Here is a 26,601-nt window from a genome sequence, read left to right on the forward strand (position 1 = left end):
GCTTACCGTCCCAAGACCGGCTCGAGCCAGACGCTCCAGTCGCCGTCTCTGCCGTCGCCGCCATCTTCGACGACCAACTCAAGTCGAGCAGCATTGTCGACATCGACCCAAAAGTCACGCAGTTCGCCCGGCTTGGTTTTCGGACTTCGCCATAGCTCTTTACCATCGGCGTTGATCACAAAAACAACCTGGCCTCGGTTGCCGGCGACTCCGGCTGATCCCGAAAAATTCTTCCAGGCGCCCCCCAAATCGTACGTGTGTTGGGCAGGCGCGTGCGCCCAAATGCCGTGACGAAAGATGCGACCGCGAACCTCGAGCAGCGGCATGTCTTGCGGCACCCGATCGTACGCCGGACGCCCATGTCCAACGTGGGCCGTCTCTGGCTGGCAGTCCGACAAGGGGACTTCGGCAATCTCCTTCGGCACATAGAGCGGCGAAATGTGAGGGCGTTTGGCTTTCTCCGAAGCGGTCAATCGCTTGGCGACTTCCGCCACCAATTTGTCGTCAGAGGCCTGCAGCTTTTCGCTGATCGCTTGAATCTTTTCCTTGTCTTTGGATTTCAACGCGTCGACTAGCGGCAGCAGTTGCAATCTCTGCTGAATCACTTGCGGTTGCGGCTTCCCTTTGGCGTCGGGCAACAAATCGATCTCTTGCTGCGGAGTCGGATCTGCGGCAGTAGTCAACGCAACGAAACTAAACAAAAAGGAGGCGGTAAGCGCAACGGCGTTAGTTTGCAGCATAACAGTGATTTCAATGATGGATGGGGCTGAAATTCAAACACGCGTAAAGCAGGTCGCCACGCGATCCGATTCCATTCTACGTCACGACGTTCTTTCCGATAGCTAATTCTCCAAGCGGTTTTTCGCGACTTTTTCGTCACGAGACCGTGATTTGAACCAACTACGTTTTCGTTTCTCAAATTGACTGGAAGTCGTTGCGACTCCGCGCGTCCACTTCCATCGCCGCGATCAGAAATCAACGGCGACGTGCCAAAGCACTTGATGCTTGTCGGCGGTCTGCAGCAACGATTGCCACTGCCGCAGTTCTCGCCGGACCGAATCCTCTGCAGAAATCGTGGCCGGCTTCGCTTCCAGATGCGCCAATAGCGCGGCGATCGTCAGCAAACCCTCGGCCGGAGCGAACCAAGTCTCTTGCGGCAACTCAAAACCACCGCCCAGATCGAGTTCGTCCTCCAAAAAGAAATCGGTCTCGTCAGCGCCTTGGCCAAAGAAATCCATCAGCGGCCTTACGCCCAACGACTGGGCCAACAGCGTGAGTTCTTCTTCTCGCTCGGACAATTCGTGCCCATGCACGTACGACTGGACGTCGGGGATTTCGCGTTTCAGGACGATCATCAGCGTGGGCATGAGTGGTGACGTCGTGTGAGAAGTTGGTAAGGGAAGCGAACTCGCTCAATCGTACCTCATCGCCGACCACGCTGGCAGATGAATTCAGAAAACGAAAAAACGCCCTGAAAACGTTCGCTTTCAGGGCGTTCCGGTTTACAACAAGTTGACGATCCGGTCGGCCAGCCCCTTTTCGCCCACGACGATGTTCAGCTTGCCTTGGGCGGCGATCTTTTCCAAGACCTCCAACTCGCGAAGCCGCATCAACGTAGGGTTATCGGCCAACAGCCGCGCCGTGTTCGCCTGGCTGCGCATCGCGGCCGTCTCTTCTCGGCGGAAGATCAGGTTCGCTTCGGCCGCCTTCTTGGCCTGCGTCACCTTGTTCAGCAGGTCCTTCATCTCGCCTGGCAAGATCGCGTCGCGAACGCCGACCGAGATCAGTTCCAGTCCGAGCGTTTCGGCTCGGCGGCGCGTGATCGCGGCAATCTCGTCCGCTACGTTCTCTTTGTCGGTGAGAAACGCGTCCAGTTCGCGGGCGCCGATCACCGCTCGCGCGGCGAGCTGCGCATCGCGATACAGCGCCTGTTGCACGTCGATCGTCGCAGCCGCCGCTTTCAGCGGATCCACAACGCGATAGGTCGCGACCAAGTTCAGCCGGAGCGTCACCTTGTCGGCCGTCATGATGTCTTGACCGGCGACGTCGAGCGTTTGCTCACGCAGATCGATCTCGACGACGCGGGCATCGACCGTCTCCTTCCAGAACGCGTAGACGCCTGGCTCTAGCGTCTCGACATACTTGCCGTCGTAAAACAGCACGCCCCGATGGAACCGCTGCACTTCGCAAACGTCAAGCGCCAAACGGACCGCCGGTTCGCGAGCAATCCGCGACAAGTGATCGCGCTGCAGTCGTACTTCGCGAGCGTCGTAGCGTTCGATCTCGACCTTGCGCACGCCGTTCCAGTAGACATACAGACCTGGCTTGAGGATCCGGTCAAACCGGCCGTCGATCATGACGATCGCACGTTCGTGCTCGGTCAAGTCAACAACAACCGCTTGATCGGCCAACTTGCCGCTACGCGCGATCACGTCGAGTTTGTCGTGGCGCAACCAAGGATCACGTCGCGAGACGATATCGACATGCTGCTTCCGCAGCCACGCGAACAGGCGATGACGACCTGGCATGAGCACGCCGACGAACTCGCCGTCGACAAAGTGCAAGCCGGCCTCGTAGGTTTGAATCTGAATTTGCTTGTAGATCATCGTAGTCACCTCCTGTTCCGCTCGTGTGGTTAACGCATCGGAAGCTGCTCCTCGTAAAAGTGGAAACGTAAGTGAAGTTAATTCGTTCGGTCGTGATTGGATATGTGCGAAAAAATGCCGTCCAGGACGCAAGCAGTCGCCGCGATCCCATCCACTGCGACGGAGGATCGTGGGCGCGCATCGCGTACGATTGGAGAGGATCCGCTTGAGCGATCCTTTGCCCTAGGGGCGAAAAGACCGCGGCCGCAGCCGTCTATCAATCGAACCTTCGATGCGGGCCGGTCATCCCGCAAAGCCGCAGCCGTATGGTGTCGCCGACACGATGCATGTCATTCCAGGCATCTCCGCCAAACGGCCGAAGCCCAATAGCGTAGTTACGCTGAACCGACAAGTCGCCGCGTCGACAACGGATCGTGTGAAAGTTACGTCCCTTTCGGCGGGGTTGTGAACCGTGCAAGATTCGAACTTGCTACAGCCAGATTCATAGTCTGGTGCTCTACCATTGAGCTAACGGTCTGGCATGCTTCGCATACCAGTGGTGCAGTGGATGGGATTCGAACCCATATTTCCGGCGCGCAGCCGGCGTCTGTACCTCACTAGACGACCACCAGAGAAACGCGACCGTCGAACCCGTTGTCGCGGAACGCTACGAATCGATCTGCTGAAGAGACCGCAGCGCCGCCGGAGTATCGCGTCTCCCGTTGCTTGCATCAAAAAAACGTCGGCGGGGATCGAACCCGCAAGCGAGCTGCTTTGCAGGCAACCGGCTGACCATCAGCGACGACGTTAAAAAAAGCGGCTCGCCCAGGAATTGAACCTGGCCTACGACCTTCGCAAAGTCGCGTGCGAATCCGGCACACTCGCGAGCCGAGTTGGGGGATAAAAGGAAAAACATGGACACTAGCCCGTAGCGCAAGCAACGGAATTCGGCTGGCATCCATACGAAAATTAGGACTTCGCCGGCGAAGTCGAACATGATGAAATGTTGCTCGACACTTCAAACCGCATTCCCTCGCTTGCGCTGCGGGCTAGTGTCAAAATTTGGAAGCGGACGCGGGAGTTGAAACCGCTGCGCGAAGCTTATGAGACTTCGCCGAGCGCCGGCTCGTCCGCAATGATGAATCGTGAAAACAAAAGCGCCCCAGACAGGATTTGAACCTGCGACCTCCGCTCTGACAAAGCGGCGAGCATTCCGGACTGCTCCGCAAGGGCTTGTTCGAAGTAGGGGCCGCTGTGCGGACCCTACAGGCTGCGAGAGCTGGAATCGAACCAGCGTCAACCTGATTCAAAGTCAGGCATCACTACCAACAGCGAACCTCTCGCAACAAAAATCACGTACCGAATTTTCAAAGACCAAATCTGCCGTGAACGGCGCTGCGGACTCCGCGGCGCGGTCCCCCCACCAAATTTAGAATGGGAGCGCGCCGCTGCGTCAGTCACTCAATCACATCGAAGTAGTCGACCGACACTTCCAGCGCCAATCGACCGCCTCCGAGTCGAAGCTCACAGGCAGCGTCGTCGATGCGGCTTTTCCGCAGATCGACGTCTACTTCTTCGCCGCCAAAAAACTGTAAACGCTGCGGCTCGTCCGCTTCCTGCGGTCCCAGCACCACGGCGTAACGCTTGCTTGCGTCGCCTCGGAAGCGGATGCGAGCCGAGCGGATCGCCGGCTGTCTGGGAATTTCAAAGCAGGCGGCGATCGCTTGTTGAAATAAGGGTTGGTTGCTCATTTTCTTTCTCCGGTAAGTGGACGGGGGAGCGCTCGAATCTCCGTCTCCTGGTTTTCAGCCAGGCGCTATTCCATCTCAGCTATCCGTCCGTCGGTTCGGTTCAAACACAAAAAAAGCCCGGCGTCTTAAGCGACCCGGGCTTGTGCAGAACATCAGCGCAAGTTTCCGCGTCACCAGCGAAAATCGAGATTCATCGATCGCATTGGGCAACAGCCCAAGCTCGAATAAGATTCGTGTTGTCGATCGGTGAACGTCATTGCAGAAAGCGTTTCTCAGTAAGGGTTTGATTTCAATTCAACGTTTCGCCGGCGGTTGTCGCACAAGCGGCGTACCAGAAGTAGACGAGCGACTACCAGAAAGGTTCGAGGTTGGACGAAAAAAAATGCGCGAAAGCATGTGTCTTCGTAGCCCGCTTGCGCATTTTGGAGTTGCGCTATTTTGTCAAACCGCATCCGGTTGGCCCGGATAGCTCCGCTATCTGGGCCGACGAAGTCGGTAGGAAGCATCGGGCCGCAGTTGGACTTACTGCGGTGGTGGCTGCACCGTTTGAAATGGCGAACAGACCCCGAACTGCTTACTGGGCACAAATGCTTCTTACGGCTGCGCCGCCCCGATAGCGGAGCTATCGCGGCCACCCTGGATAATTGCGCAACTTCAAACCTTGCTGCGCTGCGGGCTACAAAAAAAGCCTGCTCGGTTGGGAGCAGGCTTTGTCGTTGGTTTCGATTTTCCGCCGCGGCGAACTACTTCGGCAGTCGTTCGGTTTCGACCGCCGGAAATTCGCCGGTCAACGCTTCCATGAAGGCGACCAGGTCTTCTTTGTCTTGCTGAGTCAGGTCGAGCTTCTTCACTTTGTCGCTGAGGTAAGGATTCGGATGCCCCCCTTTGGCGTACCACTCGACCACTTCCATCAACGTCTTCTGGCTCCCGTCATGCATGTACGGGCCGGTCTGGGCGATGTTACGCAGCGTCGGCGTTTTGAAGGCGCCTTTGTCCTTCTCTTCCTTCGTCACTTCGTAACGGCCGAGATCGGGCTGCTCAGCGTCCATGCCGACGCCCAGGTTGTGATACTGCTCGTCGGTGAAGTTGGCGCCGGCGTGGCACGCGGTGCACTTTCCCTTTTCGCTGAAGAAGATCTCGCGACCACGGCGAGCCGATTCGGACATCGGCTTGGCGCCGGCGACGGCGGCTGCGTACTTCTTAAACAAATCGGGATCATCTTCTTCCAAGTACTCAATGTCTTCGCCCAACTGATTCTCGAAGTTGCGTTGCACTTCGTAGTAGTCATACGGAGCCGGCCCGGTGACGATGGCTCGTTCAAACGTGGCAAGCGCTTTACCGACGCTATCGATGGTGATCTTGTCTTCGCCGAAAATATTTTTGAACTGCAGCTTGTAGCCGGGAACTTCGTCCAGGCAAAGCACGCAAGCGTCATGCGTATGTCCCATCTCGATCGGATTGGCGATCGGACCAATCGCTTGATCTTCGAGCGTCGGTGCGCGACCATCCCAGAACTGCGGACCGCTGAGAATACGATTAAAGCTAACCGGCGAGTTGCGATTTCCTTGTTGGCCCAGCACGCCGACGCCAAATTGCGTTTCTTTCGCCCAGCCGCTGTCCGGGTGATGGCAATCGGCGCAACTGATCGTTTGATCAATCGACAGTCGTTTGTCGAAGTAGAGTTGGCGCCCAAGTTCGATCTTGGCGCGGGTCATCGGATTCTTGTCGAGTCCGGTGATGTTGCCGGCTTGGGCGGCGATGCCGTAGGGGAGCTCCACTTCCAGCGGCTCATGATTGGCCGGATCGGCAAGCCATTTTTTCAGCGTTTCGACTTCGATTGGGCCTTCGCCCGGAATGCCGGCGGTCAGCGCCGGATCGCCCAATGTCACTTTGTTGGATTTCGCGGCGGGTTCCTCGGCAAACAGGCCGGCGCCGTACGCGACGAGCGCGATCAGCAGAGCGCTCGATAGATGGCGTTTCATCGATGTTCTCCTAGGCAGCAAAGATAGGTCAGGTGGGGAGGGATTTTCGGAATATTCGTTCGCGATAAGTCGCTACTAGGATATAGGTAAAAAAAGGCGTCGGAGCAAATGCCGACGCCTTTTTCGTGGTTCATCCGTGACCGTTACGTCGAATCGACCGCGATTGGCGCGGTGCGACCGATCTAGCCGGCGTATTCGGCGCCAAAGAATTCTTTCGAATCGCTCGGCGTCGGTTTGATCGTACGGGAGCCTTCTTTCCAGTTGGCCGGGCAAACTTCGCCGTTCACTTCGTGGAACTGGAGCGCTTTGACCATGCGCAGCGCTTCGTCAACGCTTCGGCCCAGCGGCAGATCGTTGACCACTTGGTGACGAACGACACCCTTGGTGTCAATCAGGAACAAGCCGCGAAGCGCGATGCCGCCTGGCAGCAGCACGTCGTACTTGGTCGCGATGCTCTTATCGAGGTCAGCGATCAGCGGGTACTGGATGTCGCCGATACCACCGTCGCCGCGGGGAGTGTTGCGCCAAGCCAGATGCGAGAAGTGGCTATCGATCGAGCAGCCCAAGACCTGCACGCCGAGCGCTTTGAAATCTTCGATGCGATCCGAGAACGCGATGATCTCGGTCGGGCAAACGAAGGTGAAGTCGAGCGGGTAGAAGAACAACAGGACGTACTGTCCTTTGTAGTCCGACAGGCTGACGTCTTTGAATTCGCCGGTTTCTGTAACCGCAGTGGCGGTGAAATCAGGCGCTTCCTTCGTAACCAATACGCTCATGGGTCTTGTCTCCGTTTCCGAAACTCTGCTTATCGCGGGAACCTGCTCGCTACGTCGAGACTGGATAGGCTCACAAATATTCTCTACTATCATGACGCTTCGCGGACCCATCCGGCAAGTGCCGAAAGGGTAATGCCTGCAATAACTTTTGGTTATAGCAAGGCGTTCGGTTCGATGGCGAACCATAAAAAACGCCGCACTGGCGAATATCTTCGCAAGGCGGCGTCAAAAGGAATCGTGAGATTTTGCGAGTGTTAGCTGAACAGTTCGGCAATCGGTCGCCCGCCGTCGGAAATCGGCACTGGGCGATCGCCGGCGTACAGTTCTTCGTGCGGGTTGATCCCCATCGTCTGGAAGATCGTCGCAAACAGATCGGGCACCGAGACGCGGCGATCGAGCGCTTTCATCGCCAACTCGTCGGTCTCGCCGATCGCTTTGCCGGTTTGCAGTCCGCCGCCGGCCAGCACGACCGTGAACGCGCCGCCGTGGTGACCACGTCCGCCGCCGCCGTCAAATTGGGCGGGTCGTCCAAACTCGGACGAGATCACAATCAACGTTTTGTCGAGCAGCTTTTTCTCTTCCAGGTCGGTCACCAAGGTCGCGATCGCGCCGTCTAACTCTTGAATCAACAAGTGCTGATTCAATTGACCTTCGTTGTGCGTATCCCAACCGGTGCCGTTGACGAAATTCAGGTTGTGCGACACTTCGATAAAGCGGACGCCGCGTTCGACCAGGCGTCGCGACAACAAGCAGCGTTGACCGAACTCGCCGCCGTATTTGTTTCGTAGGTCATCCGGCTCATTGTCCAGATCAAACGCCTTCATGAACTCAGGGCCCGAAAGACGCAGCGCGGCCTTGCCTGCTTCGGCGTAGTCTTCGATCAGTTGCTTCTCTTCCGCTTTGGTCAGATAACGATCGCGCAGTTTGCCCAACACGCTCTCGCGACGCGCGGCGCGCTGGTCCGAGACATGCGGCATGCGGGCCAAGCCGTTCGGGCCTTGCGCGGTGTCGGTCAAATAGACGTAACCGGCGCCGGCGCCCAGGAAACCGGGACCACGCGTCACGTTGGGATAACCGATCAACATGTAGGCGGGGGCGATGTCGCTCGCCGCGCCCCGTTGATAAGCGATCGCCGAACCGATCGACGGATAGACGATCGTGCCGGATGTATCGCGACCGGTATGCATGCGGTTGGTGGCCGCCGCATGTTCGTCGATCACGTCATGGTGAACGGTGCGAATCGGATTGAATCGCTCCATCAGCGGCGCACAGCGCTTGAGGTGCTCGCACACTTGAAGACCGGGTACCGCCGTGTCGATTGCGTCGTAGTAGCTGCCAGCCTTTTTTAGCTTGGCGTCCCCTTTGGCCTTCGGATCCCACGTATCAATCTGAGCGGCGCCGCCGCCGAGCCAGACCATGATGCAATGTTCGGCCTTGCCCATCGGCACAACGGGATGCGGCTCTTTGCCTTCTTCGGCAAACAACGGCAAGCCGCCGGCCATCGCCATGGCGCCGGCCGCAGCGGCCGATTGCTTCAGAAAAGAACGACGATTGGTATGGTTACTGGACATTGCGGTAGCGTCCTTGTCTTGATCGATAGGAAAGCAAAATGGGGGCAGCAGCGACTACGGCAGAAAAACAAACTCGGGCGTATTCAGCAGCGCCCACAGCCCATCTTCCATCCGCGTGCGCCACTCTGGGGTCAGTCGCTGCGTCGGCAAATCTCCATGACGCACGACCTGTTCTAGCTCTAGCACAATTTCGTTAGCGCGGGGATCCAAGTGGTTGGTCCAAGAGACCAATCCACGCGGCGGCGATTCACGTTTCACGATCGGAGCATCGACGCGACGCGTTTCAAATCCGGGCGAAAGCAGCTCGCGGAAGATCGCCAACTCTGCGGCGTCCGGCTCACGCGTCAGCACGCGCAGATAAAGGCGGCGCACCAACTCGTCCAGCTTGACATCTTCGAGCGCCATTGCCGTGAAGACGCTGTCGTCGCTCATCCGCGTGAAGCGTTCTCCTAGCTCGCCGTTGGCGAGAATCGCCGGTTGTAGGACGTTCGGTTCTTTGTCGCGCTCGGCGATCGGATTTTGCCGCGAACCGGTCCAGCCAAACGACTCCATCGTCACAATAAACGGAGCGGCGAACGGCAACGACAAGCTGGGGCGATCCCGTTCGTTCGAGAGGGAAACAAATTCCCAGGCTCGCGTCGGAACGCCAAAGTCAGTAGAGTTCTTCACATCACGTGAGCCGTCCAGGTCGATATTCAATGGCCCCACGTCGAGCGATTTCTCGCACGCTTGGAAGAGCGAGTCGACGATTTGCTCGGCCGTCATCCGGCGCGGCGCCGGACCAGCGAAGTTAAATCCAAACGGCGATGGCTCGCTCGTCGCGCGTTGATAAGCGTCTGACGAGACGATCTGCCGGGTCAGATGCTTCAGGTCGTAGCCATTGGCGACAAAGTCGCGGGCCAGGTAGGCGAGCAGTTCCGGGTGCGACGGATCCGCGTTTTCCCAGTCGTCCAGCATTTCGACAAAGCCGCGTCCCATCAGTCGCTGCCAGACGCGATTGACCATCACCTGAGCGAATCGCGTATTCTCCGGGGCCGTCATCAGCAGCGCCAGACGTTCGCGCGAGTCATCAGCGTCATTCAAGTAAGCGTCGTCCGGCTCGCTTTGCAGTTGCTCAAAGGCCCAGTGGGGCGAGATTTTTTCGCCTGCTTTCAAGACCGATTTTACGAGTCCCTCGCGTCCGCCGCCGGGAACGGTGCTCGACTTCGGCACGGCGATTTGACTGCGATTGAGCATCGCTCCCATGCCAAACAGATCGGCCTGGGCGATGTCGTGATATGGAGCGTCATGGCAGCGAGCACATTTCATCTGCACGCCGAGAAACGCTTGGCCCAGGACAAACGCTTTGGCCGCCATCGGCGAGTCGTTTTGCGAAGCCATCGCGAAACCGGCCGGACCGCCGCCGCGAGAACTCCCTTCCATCATGACCAGTTCGGTCACCATCCGGTCGAGCGGCTTGTTGTCTTGAAACGCTTCATACAAGTACCAGCGGAAGGGGCCGGTGTTGTTGAGCGTCGGATTGATGATGTTGGGGTTCTCGGCTAGCGCATCTTGCCAATACGAAACCCAATGATCGGCCCAGCCGCTGTCGGCGAGCAAGTGATCAATCGCCCAGTCGCGACGCTGCGCGGCCGGTTGCTGCTCGTACTGGGCGATCAGCGTGGGCGAAGGGATGCGTCCGACGATGTCGAGCGACAAGCGGCGGAGGAAGGCCAAATCGTCGATCTTCCCGGTCGGCGTCTCTTCGGCTTCGGCCAGGACAACATTCAAAAATCGGTCGATGTCGCCGCGAACCGCTTTCTGATAGAGAGGCGCCAAGTCTTCCAACGATGGAACTTCGATCGGAGCTTGGCTGGCGATATGCTGTTTCGCATGCGCGTGACGCTTGTCCCAATACGGTTTCGCTTCATCCACTTCGGCGCGGCGCAGACGATCGAGTTCGCGATACATCAGCCGCTGATCGGCGGCGAAGGGAACCCATGCTTCGTCGGTGATCGCAATTTGCATCTCGTCACGCGGCGAAAGAAGATGGAAGTCTCCCTCCGGCGTCGCGACGCTGACCGACGATTCGCCAAACGTTTGCCGACGATTTCCGCCGCCGATGATCATTTCATAGGCGACGATATGCTCTTGCCCGTCGCCGGTAATCGTAATCACTTTTTCTTGATCCCCGCGGGCCAGCGGGCGAATATTGGGCGCCAACGAACGATCCGGCTCGATTACCGTACCGTGAGCCGAACCGCTGATGTTGTGAAACGGGGTTTGCACCTGTAGTTCGCCATCGATATAGACGCGGGCCGAGTTTCGGGAGCGGACCAACAGGCGATGCTCTCCCGGCGGCAGAATAACGCGGCCGGCGGCGCGCAGCAGATAGGGACTGCTGCGATCGGCGCGAACGGCGTCGCCGTTGTACTTTTGGCGAGCGTCCAAAAAGGCGAACGCCGGGATTTCGTAGGCTTCGACAAATCGAGGCTGTCGGAAGTCCCACGACTTGCGATTGGGGATCCCTTCATACAGTTCGACCCGGACGGCGTCTTGCGGAAGCTGCGCGACATCGAAAGTCGGCTGCGGCGCTTCGTAGCGAAATCGCTTTTTGATCGCGCTGGCCGAAAGGACATTGCGATACAGAGCGACTTCGTCGATCTGGCCGTGGAACGAACTGCCGGCCTGGCCGCCCATCGCCGATCCAATCCAAACTTGGTCGTCATCCACTAGCGGCGCGGCGCCGGTGTCGCCCCCCATGTCCCACTTGCCTTTGACCGGCTTGCCGTCGATGTACCCGTGCAACGATCCCTTTTCGCCAAAGATGTAGGTCAATGCGACGTGATGCCAACCGTCGCCCACCGCGATCATCTTTTCACTATCCCAGCGGTGATAACTCGCGTTCTCGGCGTCTCGATACAAAAAGCTAATGCCGACCTAATCGCTGCCGCACAAACGGAGCGACCAGTTTTGATTGTCGGGCGAGAACCCGGCGCGATGGGTCCGGCCTTTCCCGATGATGTAGATGTAGCTGCCGCTGCGGTGCTGCGGAGAGACCCAGGCTTCGATCGTGATCGGATCGCCGGCGGCAAAATCCAAGGGGCTCTCAGCGCCGGGATCGTCAATCACAAACCGGCCCGGCTCTTTCGCCAATTCAAGCGCTCGATTGTCGACGTCAAACAACGGATACTGCGGCGCGGCCGCGCCCACCGTCAATTTGAGCGGCCCATGCTCGGCGGCCGAGAATTTCGCCCCCAAAGGCGCTTCATTCTCGATTTTGGCCAGATCATCCGCGTCAAACGACAAGTACAAGACTGGACTATCCGTTTCAATCAACTCACGGTAGGTCGCTCCGTGAGCAGACACGATCATCGATGCGAACAGGCAAAGTGACGTCAAAACGGGGAAAAAACGGCTTCGAAGCGGCATAATTTCTGCCTTGATGGTCAGATTCGAAACATAGGTAGGCATTAAAGGTGGGCATCGCTAATTTGCGACGTAGCTCAATTCTACCAAAAATCCTTTCGCCAGACCAAGGAAAATTACTTACAAACGAAAGGAGTTCTCCCTGCTCAGGCGTTCGCTAGCGTCGGGTGGTTGACCCTTGGGCGGGCGAAGTCGTACAAAGGCGATTTGACACACCTCTTCCGACGACGAGCAGGGAGCTCTGGAACGTTGAATCCTTCGATCAAAAACGCACTCATCAGCGTCAGTGACAAGCTGGGCCTGGTCGACTTTGCTCGCGGTCTGTGCGCCTGCGGGATCACCGTCTACTCGACCGGCGGCACCAGAAAACATCTGGAAGGGGAGGGGATCGCGGTCCGCGACGTTTCCGAATACACCGGTTTTCCGGAAATGATGGACGGTCGCCTGAAGACGCTCCACCCGAAAATCTTTGGCGGCATCCTCTGCCGACATGACCGCGAAGACGACATGCGCGCGATCGATCAACATCGGATCGAAGCCTTCCCGCTGGTCGTCGTCAATCTCTACCCGTTCGAAGCGACCATCGCCAAGTCGGGCGTCACCATGGCCGAAGCGATCGAGCAGATCGACATCGGCGGGCCGAGTCTGGTCCGTGCAGCGGCTAAGAACCATGCGTTCACCGCCATTGCATCGCGCCCCGAACATTACGCCGAGATTCTGGCCCAGATCGAAGCGACCGGCGGAACGACGTTGGAACTGCGACAGAAGCTGGCCGGCGAAGCTTTCGCACATACGGCCGCTTATGACCGCGCGATCTCGGACTACTTCGAGTCGCAGTCCGCGCCAGAGGCTTTCCCAGCGACGATGCGTCTCGAGCTGAAACGGGAAGAAGTCTTACGTTACGGCGAAAACCCGCATCAGGAAGCGGCTGTTTACAGCAACCCGCGAGAAGTGGGCGCCAACCTGGTCACCGCTCGCCAGTTGAACGGCAAAGGGCTGTCATACAACAACCTGCTGGATCTCGACAGCGCGTTGGCGATCGCTCGCGGCTTGCCTGACTGCGGCGTCAGCGTGGTCAAACACAACAATCCCTGCGGCGCAGCATCCAGCGACAACATCGCTGACGCGTGTCGCAAAGCGATGGACGGCGATCCGGTCAGCGCGTTCGGCAGCGTCCTTGGTTTCAATCAACCGGTCGACGCCGCCGCCGCCGAGTATCTCTCGACGCCGGGCCTATTTGTCGAAGCGATCGCGGCGCCCAGTTTTTCGGCCGAAGCGGTCGAGATTCTGACCAGCAAACCCAAGTGGAAAGCGAACGTTCGCCTGATGCAGGTCGGCGAGTTCACCGATCGCCGACCCCCATTGCAAACACGCTGGATCGAAGGGGGTCTGCTGGTTCAGGGAACCGACTTTGGCGATGATCCCGAAGTGGAGTGGACCGTCGCCACCAAGGCGCAGGTATCCCCGGAACTTTGGGCCGAACTAAAGTTTGCGTGGGCCGTCTGTCGCTATGTGAAGTCAAACGCGATCGTCCTCTGCAAAGACCGCGCATTGATCGGCGCCGGCGCCGGACAGATGAGCCGCGTCGATTCGGTAGAAATCGCGATCAAAAAGGCCGGCGAGCGTGGCCCCGGCAGCGTGTTGGCTAGTGACGCATTTTTCCCGTTCCCCGATTCGATTCATGAGGCGGCCAAAGCGGGCGTCGCCGCGTTGATTCAACCCGGCGGATCGAAACGAGACCAGGAAGTGATCGACGCGTGCGACGAGCACGGACTACCGATGATCTTCACCAATCGCCGTCATTTCCGCCACTAAACCGCTGCAGGAAAGTAACTTCGTGCCGACTGTTCTCGACAAAATCGTCGCTACCAAACGGGAAGAGATCGCCGTTGCGAAGTCGCAATATCCGGCCGACCTACTAGAGCGAATGGTGGCCGACGCGCCGCCGGTCCGTGATTTTTTCGGGGCGCTCGCCGCGGCTGGTCCGATTAAGCTGATCGCCGAAGTAAAAAAAGCGAGCCCCTCGAAAGGGATCATTCGCGAAGACTTCAACCCGGTCGAGATCGCGCTGGCCTACGAAGCGGCCGGCGCGACTTGCATTAGCTGCCTGACCGATGAAATCTATTTTCAAGGCTCGCTCGATTACCTCCGCGAGATCCGCAAAGCGGTCGGCATCCCGGTCCTGCGGAAAGACTTCATCCTCGATCCCTATCAACTGCTCGAGGCCCGCGTCGCCGGCGCCGACGCCGTGCTGCTGATCGCCGAATGTCTGGACGACTGCGCGCTTCGCTCGCTGCATAACGCCGCAATCGACCTGGGGATGACGCCGCTGGTCGAGCTTTACGAACCGGAGAATATTACCCGCGTCTTAGAAGCAGGCGCCGACTTGATCGGCGTCAACAATCGCGATCTGCGGACCTTCGAGATCGACTTGCAACATACGGTTCGCCTGCGTCAGCAAATCCCCAGCGACAAACTGCTGGTCGGCGAAAGCGGCATCTTCACCCACGACGACGTGCAGTTGCTTGCAAGCGCCGGAGTCGACGCAATCTTGGTGGGCGAGAGTCTGATGCGTCAGCAGGACATCGGCGCGGCGGTCAAATCGCTGCTAGGAACAGCGGAATGACGCTCACGCTGATCCTCCTGGGGCTGCTGTGCGGGCCATGGTTGATCGCGACGCTGCTGCGATTGTCGCCCAATATCAAACATCTGGCCGGGACCATCGGCATTACGCTGCTCTTTCTGTTTGCCGGCCTGGGGCACTTTATCGTGACGGACGAGATGGTCGCGATGTTGCCCGAGTTCTTGCCGCTTCGTCGACTTGCCGTCCATCTCTCAGGCATCGTCGAATGGATCGCCGCGATCCTCGTTTTGATCCCACGGCTGCGCAAATCGACCGGCTGGTTCTTGGTGGTGCTGCTCATTTTTCTGCTGCCGGTCAATATTTATGCGGCGATGGTGCACGCACCGGCCGGCGGGCATGCCTGGGGACCGATCTACCTGCTGATTCGCATGCCGTTGCAAACGATCATGATCGCTTGGACTTATTATTTCGCCGCCAGACCGGCGGACCAATAAGATGTTGGGGCGAGCCCCAATTCTCCGCTTTTCGTAGACCGCTGCGCAAGCGAGGAAATTGCGGTCGGCTACGTCGAGCACTATTTGATGCGCAAGCGATTTTTCCTCGCTTGCGCGGCGGGCTACGAAGAGTAGAAGCGTCTATTGCTTCTCAATCGGCTTGCGACTCACGGTTTTCATTCGCAAATTGAGCATCTCGACGACCAGCGCAAACGCCATCGCGAAGTAGACATAGCCTTTGTCAAAGTGGGCGCCGGTCCCTTCGGCGACCAGCATGACGCCGATCAAAATCAGAAAGCTGAGCGCCAGCATCTTCAAGGTTGGATGCCGCTCGACAAAGTTCGAGATCGGATTGGCGAACGTAATCATCACGGCGACGGCCGCGATGACCGCCGCGATCATCACATAGATGCCGGGGATGACCCCGCCGATATCTCCTTTGACCATCCCGACCGCGGTGATGACCGAGTCGAGAGAGAAGATAATATCGAGCAGCACAATTTGCGTGATTACTCCTCCGAAGGTGATCGCCTCTTTGGGAGTATCGGATTCTTCGTGCGGTTCATGCTCCAGTTTTTCATGGATCTCGTGCACGCTTTTCCAGATCAAAAACAGGCCGCCGAAAAAGAGGATCAGATCTTTGATCGAAACATGATTCAACTCTTCGTGCTCGATCAGGTAATTCAGTTGGATCCCCAGGTCCGTCCAACTGAACAGCGGAAAGGTCGCTTTCATCACCCACGAGATCGTCAGCAGCAGCAAGATGCGCATTCCAAGCGCCGCCAACAAGCCCACTTTGCGCGCCTTGGGACGCTCTGACTCCGGCAGTCGGCCCGAAACGATCGCGATGAAAACGATGTTATCGATGCCCAAGACGATTTCGAGCGCGGTGAGCGTTACCAGGGCAATTGAGGCTTCGATCCATGCGTCCATCAAGCGGCGATCCTGTAGCGGCGAAATTGATTCTAAGGCGGTAGTTCGTCTGCGGGGCGACGATCTTGGACTTCCGCCCGCGCGACGCGAGTATCATAGCCCAGTCTCCCTGCGGCGCATACCAAAAGTCGACGGCGTTGAATTTGCGGCGCCGCCGGTTCAGAATAGATCGACCCACACCTTTTGCCCGCACTCCCTGGAATTACCTGCGATGCCTAATTTGCTCGATCGACGCGACGCTTTTCGTTTGGCTGGCCTGGCCGGCGCCAGCTTTTGGCTCGGCGCTGCGGCAAGCCGCGCGGCGGAGACTCCGGCGAACGACGATTTTGGCATTCGCTACTGCTTGAACATGTCGACGATTCGGGGACAAGACCTGCCGCTTGACCAGGAAGTCGATATCGCCGCCCACGCCGGCTACAGCGGCGTCGAACCCTGGATCAGCAAGATCGCCGCCTACCAGCAGTCAGGCGGCAGCCTGGACGACCTGCGCAAGCGGATCGAGGACCGCGGCATGCAGGTGGAAAGCGCCATTGGTTTCGCTCAATGGATTGTGGATGACGATGCGGCCCGCAAGAAGGGTCTCGAGGACGCTCGCCGCGACATGCTGCTGATCAAGTCGCTAGGCGGTACGCGAATCGCCGCTCCCCCGTCCGGAGCGACTAAGGGAGCGAAGCTGGACCTGCTGACCGTCGCCGATCGTTATCGCGCCCTGTGCGAAGTGGGAGCCGAGGTGGGCGTAACGCCGGAACTGGAACTGTGGGGTTTCTCGGCCAATCTCAGCCGCTTGGGAGAAGTCGCCTGCGTCGCGACCGAAGCGGCTCACCCGCGGGCTTGCATCATGCCGGACGTTTACCACATCTACAAAGGGGGTTCTGATTTCGCGGGCCTCCGCGTGATCAACGGCGCGGCGATGCCGGTCTTTCACATGAACGACTATCCGGCCGATCCCCCGCGCAGCACGATCAACGATAGCGACCGCGTCTTTCCCGGCGATGGGGTCGCTCCGCTGACGCAGATCATTCGCGATTTGCACGCCGGCGGCTTCCGCGGCGCGTTCTCGCTCGAGCTGTTTAACGCCGGCTATTGGAAACGAGACGCACTGGAAGTAGCCCAAGAGGGGCTGGCGAAGATGAAAGCGTCGGTCCGAAAGGCGTTGGGTTAAAACGCCGCCGATTTACTCTTCACGGGCGAAGCGGCAGTTCGTGACATACCACTCGTAGTCAAAATCACTCCCTTCCGCGCCGGCCAAACGACACATCTCCACCGCGATCTCACGATGCAGATCGCCGGCAGTCGCGTCAAATATGCAGGTCGTGTAGGGCCGACCGGAGTCGTAACGAATTTGCGCCACGCGTAAGAATTTGAAGTGCGGTCGGGGACTCTGATGCTCTTGCAGCCATTTGACCGGGGCCAGGTCGATGAATTCGCCGAACTTCTCCAGCGCTTCGGGGTTGTCGCTGTAGTAGACGTTGAGATTGCCATCCAGCGGAACGCGCCCCCCCGGCGCCAACGTCAGTTGATGCGCCTCTTGCGAATTCTCCACTACCAACGGTAACCAGGCCGCGGCGAACTTCACGGCGTTGCTTTCGATCGCTTGCGAGGTGATCAGGTCGTGAGCGACGCCGGTGGCGCCCAAAACGCCGGAGAGTATCAACCCAGCGGTCGCGACTCCCCTTCCGGTCAGGTGATCGCTGTTGGCGATATTGCGCAGCGCGACCAACGCGACGATCACGCCCACGATCGGTACGAACCAAAAAATCTGGTTCGAAATCGCCAGAATGGAAGCGAACCCCAAAATAACCGCGGCGATCGCTGCGCGACTCGGCTCGCGATAATTGACGAGGTCTTCGTTTCCGACGGAATGTTCAGGAGAGGAGAATTCGGTCATTTTTTTACAACAACGCAGGTCCACGAAAAGTTACGGGGTGACGAACAAGCCGTCTTTTGTCTTCAATTCGGCAGCACGTTTCACGCGCGAATCCGCGTAGGCTTCGGCGTCAAAAGGGGCTCCCAATAACCCCATACCCAACTTGGAAGGAAATTCAACATACCACTTGGCGTACATGATGCCGCCGGTACGCACGAATCCGCTCTGACCAACCATCGCTTGAAAACCATCGGCTCCCAAAGGCGCGGAAAAGAACGTGAAGATACACCAACACAAAAAGGTGCAACAAGCTCCCCCGCAAAAGAGATAGTCGGTCATTTGCTCGACAGGTCCGCCGCCGATACGGACCGGCACCGGCGACAGTTTGTCGGTGATCGCTCGGGTAATCCCGAAAAAGACGAGGAACAACACCCAAATCGACAAAAATTCGGCGAAGTAGTACATCCCGTCGTAAAGTCCGACCAGCAAGTTGGCCAACGGCGTCGAATAATTGAACGCAGCTACGCCGGCGAAGGTGATGTTGAACATCATCAACGCGCAGCTCCAAAAGCCTTGATTGAACGTCAAAGCGATGAACGCTAAGACCAAGATGATCAAGACAATAAAGTTCATATCCATGGCGAGATCGCCTTTCTGAGCATCTGGCTCTCGGAAATATTATTCTTTAAGTGCGCGACCAACTTCTTCCAGCGACGTAACGCCGCTGACGGCCAGCAAAATGCCTTCTTCTTGCATCGTGCGATTGCCGGCCTGCTTGGCGGCGGCGCGTAACGTTTCGAGACGCGGCTGCGACACGAGCGCTTTGCGGAACGTGTCGTCGACTTTGACCAGCTCAAAGATCCCGACACGTCCATAAAAGCCGATGCCGCCGCACTTGGTGCAGATCGACTTCGGATCTTCCGGATTCGGCTTGCCGGCTCGATAGAGCGTGTCGACGCGGCCGGCCGGAATCCCCAACTTTTGCAACATCTGCGGCGTCGGCTGAAACGGCTCGCGACATTTGTCGCACAAGCGACGGCAGAGCCGCATGTTGAGCGAAGCCAGCATCGCTTTGGCGAATTCTTTCGGCTCGGCGCCGATCGCCATGACGCGCAGGATCGCTTCGACCGCCTCTTTCGCACGAGTCGTGGTGAACAGCAAGTTCTTTTCTTGCGCCCGATCGATCAAAATTTCCATCGTCGTCGCGTTGTCGATCTCGCGAAACACAATCACGTCGGGCTGCTTACGCAGCAGCGCCGGCAACAGACTCTCTTGCGTCTGCTTCGCCGGATCGTACTCCACCATCGTGACGTTCAGGATATCAGGCTCGTTCGACGTCGTTTTTTCGAGACCGGTAAAGTCGCGGACCAATCGATCGGTCGAGTTCAACCCGATCGAGTAGAGCGTCGAGAGCCCTCCTTCGGGGCGCGCCGAAAAGATAAACACCCCGTGCGTTTCCAGCATCAACTCTTTGACTTCTTCGAGCAGCTTTTCGCGCATGCCCAGGTCGACCAGCGTCGCCAGCTTCGGATCGTCGCCGGAGAACTCTAGCAAGACCCGTTCGCCGGTGGGAACCCCTTGGCTAGAAATCTTGCAAACGTATTTTTTCTTCGCGATGTTGGCGCCAAACGTCCCTTGTTGCCGTGATCGACGATCCTCGGGTTTCAGATTGGCCAGCAGTTTCATCAAGGCCAACATGAGATCGCTGGACTCGCGGTCGCGCGCTTCGCCGGCGTGCCAGACCCCGTCGATAAAGTACTTCATCACGACGGTCTCTTTGCCGTAATCCATCAGGATCTTGCTGGAACGCCGCTCATCCATTTCGGCGATCAACTCTTTGACCCAGACATAGGCGTCCGGCGCTTTCCGCGCATTATAAAGATTGGCGTTATTCTTTTCGCCGTCTCCCCCTTGGGCGACCAACTCGACGCTGGGTCCCATCTCCCACGCTTCTTTGCGCTCCGCCGCGAGCTTGCCGCCGGACAAGCTGGACATGACAAACCGAATATGATCCGCTGTCAGCACGCGCAGATGCGGATCGAGCATCCCGTTCCGCTTGTTCACATACAGCCCCAACGGCACCGCATATAACGCAATCGCAAACAGAAAGCCGATAAAAAACGGCACCAGCGCGACAAACGCCCAAGCCAACAAAAAGAAGGGCCAAAAGTTAGCCGCGACCCACACGTTTTGCGGCAGCTTGAGTCTCTCACAATCTTCGCTGATCCAGGTCGTCGAATAGACCCAGCAAAGAAAGAGACACCACACCATGCAGAGAAAGACCGGATTGACGAAGCCATATTGGCCCGGCTCTCCAATCCTGGGCCCTGCCGGCGCAGCATCCTGAGCCAGAGCGTAGACCGGCGTTAAAGCAACGACTGCGATTGCCGCCGCCGCGAGTGAGATAAGCGAAGAAGTGCGCTGCATTAGACCATACCAGGTTGCGAAACATTGATGCCTTTGAGCGACATCTTCAAAGCTTCCAAATTCGGCGCGACGGCGAAGGCCGTTTCGCGATCGATCAGGTCGTCTTCAATCAACTTTTTCAAGCTCATCGTGAAGTCCTGCATGCCGTCGTCTTTGCCGATTCGGATCGCGTCAGGCAGTTTGCTGTCTTTCCCTTCCAGGATCAGCTTCTGCACCATCGGCGTCATCGTCATAATTTCGACGGTCGGAACGCGACCCACGCCCGGCTTGATCGACTTCAACAGTTTCTGGGCGACGATGCCGCGCATGTTGAACGCCATGGCGCTGCGAATCGAACCATGCATTTCTTCGGGGAACAAGTCGAGAATACGACCAATGGTGCTCGGTGCGCTCGAAGCGTGAATCGTTCCAAACACCAAGTGCCCTGTTTCCGCCGCGTGAATCGCCGTGAGGAACGTTTCTTGATCACGCATTTCGCCGATGAGGATGATGTCAGGATCTTCACGCACCGCGTGCCCCATCGCGATTTCAAAGTTCTTGACGTCTTGTCCGATCTCGCGCTGATTGATCAGGCACTTGTCTTCGGAGTACACAAATTCGATCGGGTCTTCCAGCGTCAGAATGTGCTTGGAATAGTTCGCATTGATCCAGTTCAGCATCGACGCGATCGTCGTACTTTTACCAGAACCGGTCACGCCGGCCAGCAGCACCATGCCTTGGTCGAACTTGCACAACGACTCCATGATCGGCGGCAGATTCAAACCGTCAAATTGGGGAATCCAGTTGTTAATGCGCCGCGCGACCAGGCCAAGATTGCCCAGCTGCGTCAGCATGTTCACGCGAAAACGCCAGCGGACTCCGTCGACCTGGATCTGATGGGCGAAGTCGGCGCCGCCGTTTTCTTCCAAAATTCGCTTGTTGCGCTCATCTAGCAGCGGTAACAGCAAGCGAACCATCTCTTCCGCTTCGACCGGCTCTCGATTCAACTCGCGCAGCGTGCCGCTGATCCGCACGATCGGCGGTCGTCCGACTTTCATGTGCAAGTCGGAGCCCTCCAGTTTGACGCAGGCTCGGAAGATCTTGTCGACCTCCAATTCCTCGCGCTTCTGCAGGTATTTGTTTTTGAGTTCTTCTGGGGTCGACATCTGTTCGTTCTCCGTCCTGTCCGTTAGATCCGCACCGCGACTCCGCGTTCGGCCATGATCCGCTTGGTTTCCGCAATCGTGAATTCGCCGAAATGAAAGATGCTGGCCGCCAGCGCCGCGTCGGCCTTCCCCAGCTGAATCGCGTCGGCCAGATGCTCGGGCTTGCCGGCGCCGCCGCTGGCGACCACCGGAATCGAGACCGCCTGGCTGACTGCTTTCGTCACTTCAATATCATATCCGTCTTTCGACCCGTCGCAGTCCATGCTGGTCAGCACGATCTCGCCGGCGCCAAGCTCTTCCACTACTTTCGCCCACGAAACCGCTTCTAGTCCGGTCGGCGTGCGGCCGCCGTTGATATGGACTTCCCAGATATCTTCGCCCTCTTCATTTTGGACCCGCTTCGGATCGATGTTGACCACGATGCACTGACTGCCGAACCGCCGCGCCGCTTCTCGGACGAACTCTGGGTTTTTACAGGCGGCCGAATTGATCGAGACTTTGTCGCTGCCGGCATTGAGCAAAGCGCGAATGTCCTCAATCGTGCGAATCCCGCCCCCCACGGTCAGCGGCATAAAAACCTGCTCCGCCGTTCGCTGCACGACGTCGAGCATAATTGCGCGCTCTTCGTGACTGGCGCAAATGTCTAGAAAGACCAGCTCGTCGGCGCCTTCTTGCTCATACCGGGAAGCGACTTGCACAGGGTCGCCGGCATCGCGCAGGTTAACGAAATTGGTCCCTTTCACCACGCGACCGCGATCGACGTCGAGACAAGGAATCACGCGATGAGCGAGCATCGGCGACTTTCGAGTTAAATAGTTGCGTAAACGGGAGTTCCGGCCAGCCGCCAGCAGAAGTTTGGCGACCGAAGAGGTGCAAATCTACTGTAAGCCGAGTCAGGGAGAGGGTCAACTAACCCAGCCCCCTTCCCGACGCCGTTCTGGCCGATTTGCGAGGTTCCACTGATCGGCGGGTCGCCCTCGGCACAATCCGTAAATCCCCTATGCAGGTCATAAAAAAAGCTCGCGAGCACCCATTGGCGCTCGCGAGCTGCATTTTGCTTGACTCGGCATCATTCGCAATGCTGACCCCGCAGGGCGAGCGAATCGATTAATAGTCGCCGATCACCTGACCGTCATTACGGATGCCAAGACGTTGGTAGATACCCAAGTCGGTAGCCGTGCCGATCGTGGGCGAGTCGTTATAAGCGCCCGTGCCGTTCACAGGATCTGCAGCCGACGGGATCGCAAAGTTGATCGTTTCGGCGATCGACTTCACCGAAGCGTCCCCCATGGTGAACTGCGAAACGCCCGGATGGTTGCTGCTAAAGCCGCTCCAGATGGCGCCATAATAGGTCGCGCTCGCATCTTGATCTTTGTAGTTCGGCGGAACGCAAACGGTGCCCAAAGTAAACGAAGCGGACGCGACTCCGGCGGTGCTGGCAAGCGTTTGCACATCTCCATTGCCAGCCCAGGTACCGACCCCTTGATATTCGGCACGTTCGCCGATCAAGAGCGTGTTGCTGGTGCCATCGGTCATCGACTGAAAACCAGTCTTACTTTGGGGATACATGACGCCGTTATTTTTGGCGACGTTCGTGTCAAAGAGACCGGCAACCGCGATATAGTTTGAAGTACTCGCTTGCAGTGCATTAGTAGAACTGAACACGCGCGTACTAGCGGAGGCAGTACAAGTCGTGGGGACGTTGCCGGTACTAGGCGACCTGATACTGCGGCAGCTCGGCAAAACGCTGGCCGTGTCGCTGGGGCAGCGGAAAGCGTCGATTTCGCCTTGCATTGCTAACAGCGCAGTCGACGCCGCGGCGCCGCCCAGAGCGGTTACGTCTTCCATGTCACCCTTGGTGACTAGAATTTGGTCGTAGCGCGCGTTTTGTTCGATCTGCGGCAAGATCAAAGCGCCCCAACCCCAGTTGTCAACTGCGGTCTTAATCGTCGCTCCCGAGCCGGTGTAATCCAGCCCGCCGCTGGGGAAGGTACGGAAGGTGTCAGCGTAGTTATGGCAAGCCAAGCCAAGCTGTTTCAGGTTGTTCGTGCAGTTAATGCGACGAGCCGCTTCACGGGCTTGCTGAACTGCCGGTAGTAAAAGTGCGATCAACACGCCGATGATCGCGATAACGACCAAAAGCTCGACGAGCGTAAAGCCTCGTCGGCGCATACCTTGAGCGTAAGACATTGCCTCTCCAAAGAATCCGAAGGGAAGAACTGTTCCGAGTGTGTGCAGAGATTAAACGAAGAGTTTCGCTTAAAGTTCCGGCCGTGCTTGTTAGAAGATGCGCAAGGCAGGTTCTATAAGACTTATTCAAGATCTCAGCAGCAAAAATGTCAAGCGATCAATCATGAAAACTTATTAATCTGCAATCGCAAAAAAACGCCGCGACCACCAAATTTTTACCTATACACTGGCTGCAATGACTCATTTGATATTTCTTTGCCGCAATCCGTGCGAAAAATCGCGCTAATCCCCCGCAGAATCGCAGCGATGATCGCGAAATCATCCGGAATGAATTTGGGAATTACGGGATACCGAAGTCGGAAATAAAAAATTTTCTCTCCTGCCTTCGGGGCTGGACTCACGGTAAATCTTCGACCAAGAGGGCGAAGCGGCGATCGAACGGCAAAGGCAATTTTTTTCCGCTTCGCGCACGAAAAAAGCCTGACGAATCATCGCCAGGCGCTTTTCGTGATCTCTATCGTCGGCCGCTAGAAAGCTACGCGCCGGTCTTGGGGGCGATCGTGCACATCATGCGTCGTCCCATTTGCTTCGGGGTCGATTCGACTTTGCCGAATTCTTCCAGCAGCGCGATCACCTGCTTCATGACGCGGTGACCTTCGTCAACGTGCGCCATTTCGCGCCCGCGAAACTGGATCGACACCTGGACCTTGTCTTTGTGCTTCAGAAAGGTGATCGCCTGCTTCACTTTGAATTCGATATCGTGATCCCCAGTCTTGGGGCGCAGGCGAATCTCTTTGGTTTTCGCGTGATGCGAGTGAGATTTGTGCTGTTTTTTGTTTTGCTGATATTTGTATTTGCCGTAGTCCATGATACGACAAACGGGGGGGGCGGCCAGCGGAGCAACCTCCACCAGGTCCAATCCAACAGCGCGCGCTTTGTTGAGCGCTTCTTCGGTGGGAATGATTCCGAGTTGTTCTCCCTCCTCGTCGATTACGCGCACCGGAGATTTACGTATTCTCTCGTTGATGCGTGTTTGATCGCGTTCACGTTCGCGATCCCGTGAATTCCGGTCTAAGATGGTAGTTGATCCTTCTTCGTGGATGGAAATGGGTAAATCTTGGCGCAGCATCAGCCGCTAGTTTTGACAAGTCTAGCATTGTAGCTATTTTCGGAACAGTTTGCCTCCCGATTTTCAACTCCCCCAAAAATAACGATTCTTTCGGGCAATCTGCGGGGCAAATCACCCCGCCGTCGGACAAACGCCTCTTCGACTTGAGGGAATCTTCGCGAATCGTCGCCGATTTCTCAAAAATAAGCACGATTGCTCTTGTCGCACTCGCCGATGCAGTCGACATTGTTCCGACCTCGCGAACGATCGAGGCAAGGATGCTATCAACGTTCGCGCAGTTTCGGTATCGCATTGGGCGCCTCGCCCCACGCTCCAGGGAGGGACGCGATGAACGCAGTCTCCGCACTACTGTTGACGGTCGCGCTGTCGGCCGCGCCGGCCGGCGAATCGCAATCGCCTGTTCTGTATTATGTGACCGCCGATTGGTGCGTCTATTGCCGCGAAATGAAGCCAGCCATCGAGCGTCTCCAAGCGGCCGGTTATCCCGTGGTCATCGTCGATCAGGCGCGTGATGCGGACATGGCTCAACGCCTAGGGGTTCGCGGGCTCCCCGCCTATCGTATGGTGCACCAAGGCAAGATCGTCGCTCAGGCCGAAGGCCGCACCAGCTACGACTCGCTGGTCGCGATGTTTCCCCAAAAATCACCAGCAAGTCCCCCAGTTGCGCTCAACGCCGCGCCGCGACCATCTCCCCCGATGCAACCAGCTCGGTCGCCAGTGGTGCGGGGCCAATCGCCGGCCGCGCCCAGCGGCAATCCTGCCGCGGCTCGCCAAAAGGCTTTGGCGGCTACAGTACGGCTGAAAGTGATCGATCCCGACGGATATTCGTACGGCACCGGGACCATCGTCCATTCGCATCACGGCGAAGCGCTAGTCCTAACGTGCGGTCACTTGTTCCGCGATTCCCAAGGTCGCGGAGAGATTGAGATCGAATCATTCGCCCCCGGCGCAGCCGGCGCAACTCCAGGACGCCTGCTGACATTCGACCTGGATCGTGACGTGGCGCTGGTCACCTTTAAGCCAAGCGTGTTGATTGAAGCCGTTGCGGTGCGAAGTCCCGATATGCCGATCTCGGTCGGTGAAAAAGCGTTTACCGTCGGCTGCGACAAAGGGGCGGACGCGACCATTCGCGAAAGCCGCATCAACAGTCTAAACCGCTATCAAGGTCCCGATAATCTGCAGGCGGCCGGAGCTCCGATCGACGGGAGAAGCGGCGGGGGATTGTTCAACGACTCGGGTCAGTTGATCGGCGTCTGCAACGCTGCTGATCCCGAATACGACGAAGGCTATTACGCCGCGTTGAAGACGATCTTCGGTTTGCTAGAAGAGAAGCAAATCGCCCACCTCTTCGACCATGCGGCTCAACCTCAAGTGGCGCAAAACGCCGCTGCCGGCCGGATGCCGGAATCGCTTTCGATGTCAGAAATGCCGCCGATTCAACCGATCTCCAATCCCGCCGTCCCCAGCGGCGCGGCGCTGTCGAGAAACGCCCCCCTGACCGGCAACGGCGAACTGACTCCTCGCGAACGGGAAGTGCTGGAATATCTGCGTCGGCATGGGGATGAAACCAACATCACGCTGCTGTTTCACTCGAAATCGAATCCTGATGCTCAGCCTGCCGCGTTTACGCTGCCGAGTCGCCCTTCGCCGCAATTCTTAGAGCGAGTTTTAGGGACCGCAGCGGGGCAAAATGGGGCGGTGGTCGTTCGTGGACAAAGCCAATAGTTCGGCTTATTCTGACCACAAATTCGCACTAGAT

22 protein-coding genes and 5 tRNA genes are annotated in these 26,601 nt (G+C 57.7%); 5 read left to right on the forward strand and 22 right to left on the reverse strand.

The features are described 5' to 3' along the window. Nucleotides 1-2: 2 nt before the first annotated feature. The 14 genes from DSM3645_RS26640 to DSM3645_RS26705 all read right to left on the reverse strand — a co-directional run bounded on the left by DSM3645_RS26640 (nt 3) and on the right by DSM3645_RS26705 (nt 12,076). Entirely contained in the window at nt 3-740 is a 738-nt protein-coding gene (locus DSM3645_RS26640) for an NPCBM/NEW2 domain-containing protein (protein WP_002655778.1), read from the reverse strand. 228 nt (nt 741-968) lie between these two features. Further along, nucleotides 969-1,367 (reverse strand): hypothetical protein, encoded by a 399-nt coding sequence (locus DSM3645_RS26645; RefSeq protein ID WP_002655779.1) that lies wholly within the window; start codon nt 1,365-1,367, stop codon nt 969-971. 135 nt (nt 1,368-1,502) lie between these two features. After that, nucleotides 1,503-2,606, reverse strand: coding sequence for a slipin family protein (locus DSM3645_RS26650; RefSeq protein WP_002655780.1), 1,104 nt, complete (start codon nt 2,604-2,606; stop codon nt 1,503-1,505). 445 nt (nt 2,607-3,051) lie between these two features. Further along, nucleotides 3,052-3,122, reverse strand: a tRNA-His gene (locus DSM3645_RS26655). A gap of 200 nt (nt 3,123-3,322) precedes the next feature. After that, nucleotides 3,323-3,394 (reverse strand) — tRNA-Cys (locus DSM3645_RS30570). A 349-nt stretch (nt 3,395-3,743) separates the two neighbouring features. Further along, nucleotides 3,744-3,818: transfer RNA gene (locus tag DSM3645_RS26665), tRNA-Asp, on the reverse strand. Nucleotides 3,819-3,855: 37 nt separating this feature from the next. After that, nucleotides 3,856-3,930: transfer RNA gene (locus DSM3645_RS26670), tRNA-Gln, on the reverse strand. Nucleotides 3,931-4,042: 112 nt separating this feature from the next. Next, complete coding sequence (locus DSM3645_RS26675; RefSeq protein WP_002655783.1) at nt 4,043-4,336, reverse strand: hypothetical protein; 294 nt, start codon at nt 4,334-4,336, stop codon at nt 4,043-4,045. Nucleotides 4,337-4,353: 17 nt separating this feature from the next. Then, nucleotides 4,354-4,425: transfer RNA gene (locus DSM3645_RS26680), tRNA-Phe, on the reverse strand. Nucleotides 4,426-5,079: 654 nt separating this feature from the next. Continuing rightward, entirely contained in the window at nt 5,080-6,318 is a 1,239-nt protein-coding gene (locus DSM3645_RS26685) for a cytochrome-c peroxidase (RefSeq protein ID WP_002655784.1), read from the reverse strand. 182 nt (nt 6,319-6,500) lie between these two features. After that, nucleotides 6,501-7,094: a peroxiredoxin gene (locus DSM3645_RS26690; protein ID WP_002655786.1), complete on the reverse strand. Its 594-nt coding sequence runs from the start codon at nt 7,092-7,094 to the stop codon at nt 6,501-6,503. Nucleotides 7,095-7,348: 254 nt separating this feature from the next. After that, a complete protein-coding gene (locus DSM3645_RS26695; protein ID WP_002655787.1) occupies nt 7,349-8,665 on the reverse strand; it encodes a DUF1501 domain-containing protein in 1,317 nt (438 codons plus the stop codon). A 54-nt stretch (nt 8,666-8,719) separates the two neighbouring features. After that, nucleotides 8,720-11,569: a DUF1553 domain-containing protein gene (locus DSM3645_RS26700; protein WP_002655788.1), complete on the reverse strand. Its 2,850-nt coding sequence runs from the start codon at nt 11,567-11,569 to the stop codon at nt 8,720-8,722. 15 nt (nt 11,570-11,584) lie between these two features. Further along, complete coding sequence (locus DSM3645_RS26705) at nt 11,585-12,076, reverse strand: hypothetical protein (RefSeq protein ID WP_154657821.1); 492 nt, start codon at nt 12,074-12,076, stop codon at nt 11,585-11,587. Nucleotides 12,077-12,322: 246 nt separating this feature from the next. Here DSM3645_RS26705 and purH point away from each other — a divergent pair, with 246 nt between their 5' ends. From purH to DSM3645_RS26720, 3 genes are read left to right on the forward strand one after another with little or no spacing between them, the layout of a single operon-like run. Then, nucleotides 12,323-13,888, forward strand: coding sequence for a bifunctional phosphoribosylaminoimidazolecarboxamide formyltransferase/IMP cyclohydrolase (gene purH, locus DSM3645_RS26710; RefSeq protein WP_002655790.1), 1,566 nt, complete (start codon nt 12,323-12,325; stop codon nt 13,886-13,888). 22 nt (nt 13,889-13,910) lie between these two features. Next, complete coding sequence (trpC, locus tag DSM3645_RS26715) at nt 13,911-14,699, forward strand: indole-3-glycerol phosphate synthase TrpC (RefSeq protein ID WP_002655791.1); 789 nt, start codon at nt 13,911-13,913, stop codon at nt 14,697-14,699. Then, nucleotides 14,696-15,151: a DoxX family protein gene (locus DSM3645_RS26720; RefSeq protein WP_002655792.1), complete on the forward strand. Its 456-nt coding sequence runs from the start codon at nt 14,696-14,698 to the stop codon at nt 15,149-15,151. Before trpC ends, DSM3645_RS26720 begins: the two co-directional genes overlap by 4 nt. A gap of 141 nt (nt 15,152-15,292) precedes the next feature. Here the strand turns inward: DSM3645_RS26720 and DSM3645_RS26725 are convergent, their stop codons facing one another. Beyond that, nucleotides 15,293-16,084, reverse strand: a complete 792-nt coding sequence (locus tag DSM3645_RS26725) for a TerC family protein (RefSeq protein ID WP_002655793.1) — start codon at nt 16,082-16,084, stop codon at nt 15,293-15,295. 211 nt (nt 16,085-16,295) lie between these two features. Here DSM3645_RS26725 and DSM3645_RS26730 point away from each other — a divergent pair, with 211 nt between their 5' ends. Beyond that, entirely contained in the window at nt 16,296-17,246 is a 951-nt protein-coding gene (locus DSM3645_RS26730; protein ID WP_002655794.1) for a sugar phosphate isomerase/epimerase family protein, read from the forward strand. 12 nt (nt 17,247-17,258) lie between these two features. Here the strand turns inward: DSM3645_RS26730 and DSM3645_RS26735 are convergent, their stop codons facing one another. The 7 genes from DSM3645_RS26735 to infC all read right to left on the reverse strand — a co-directional run bounded on the left by DSM3645_RS26735 (nt 17,259) and on the right by infC (nt 24,815). Beyond that, nucleotides 17,259-17,972 carry a DUF4190 domain-containing protein gene (locus DSM3645_RS26735; RefSeq protein ID WP_002655795.1) on the reverse strand — a complete coding sequence of 238 codons (714 nt, stop codon included), beginning with the start codon at nt 17,970-17,972 and terminating at the stop codon, nt 17,259-17,261. A gap of 30 nt (nt 17,973-18,002) precedes the next feature. Continuing rightward, nucleotides 18,003-18,590, reverse strand: coding sequence for a CvpA family protein (locus DSM3645_RS26740; protein ID WP_002655796.1), 588 nt, complete (start codon nt 18,588-18,590; stop codon nt 18,003-18,005). A gap of 39 nt (nt 18,591-18,629) precedes the next feature. Next, entirely contained in the window at nt 18,630-20,378 is a 1,749-nt protein-coding gene (locus DSM3645_RS26745; RefSeq protein ID WP_002655797.1) for an ATPase, T2SS/T4P/T4SS family, read from the reverse strand. After that, nucleotides 20,378-21,523, reverse strand: a complete 1,146-nt coding sequence (locus DSM3645_RS26750) for a type IV pilus twitching motility protein PilT (RefSeq protein WP_002655798.1) — start codon at nt 21,521-21,523, stop codon at nt 20,378-20,380. The genes DSM3645_RS26745 and DSM3645_RS26750 overlap by 1 nt, the downstream gene beginning before the upstream one ends. 23 nt (nt 21,524-21,546) lie before the next feature. Then, complete coding sequence (gene hisF, locus DSM3645_RS26755) at nt 21,547-22,317, reverse strand: imidazole glycerol phosphate synthase subunit HisF (RefSeq protein WP_002655799.1); 771 nt, start codon at nt 22,315-22,317, stop codon at nt 21,547-21,549. Nucleotides 22,318-22,630: 313 nt separating this feature from the next. Continuing rightward, entirely contained in the window at nt 22,631-23,713 is a 1,083-nt protein-coding gene (locus DSM3645_RS26760) for a DUF1559 domain-containing protein (RefSeq protein WP_081445023.1), read from the reverse strand. Between the two features lie 535 nt (nt 23,714-24,248). After that, a complete protein-coding gene (gene infC, locus DSM3645_RS26765) occupies nt 24,249-24,815 on the reverse strand; it encodes a translation initiation factor IF-3 (RefSeq protein WP_390073121.1) in 567 nt (188 codons plus the stop codon). 354 nt (nt 24,816-25,169) lie between these two features. On the opposite strand from infC, the gene DSM3645_RS29090 reads away from it, so the two are divergent. After that, the gene (locus tag DSM3645_RS29090) at nt 25,170-26,567 is read left to right on the forward strand and encodes a trypsin-like peptidase domain-containing protein (protein WP_002655802.1); all 1,398 of its coding nucleotides are present in this window, start codon (nt 25,170-25,172) and stop codon (nt 26,565-26,567) included. Nucleotides 26,568-26,601: the final 34 nt, after the last annotated feature.

Source organism: Blastopirellula marina DSM 3645, assembly GCF_000153105.1.
Lineage (GTDB): Bacteria > Planctomycetota > Planctomycetia > Pirellulales > Pirellulaceae > Blastopirellula > Blastopirellula marina.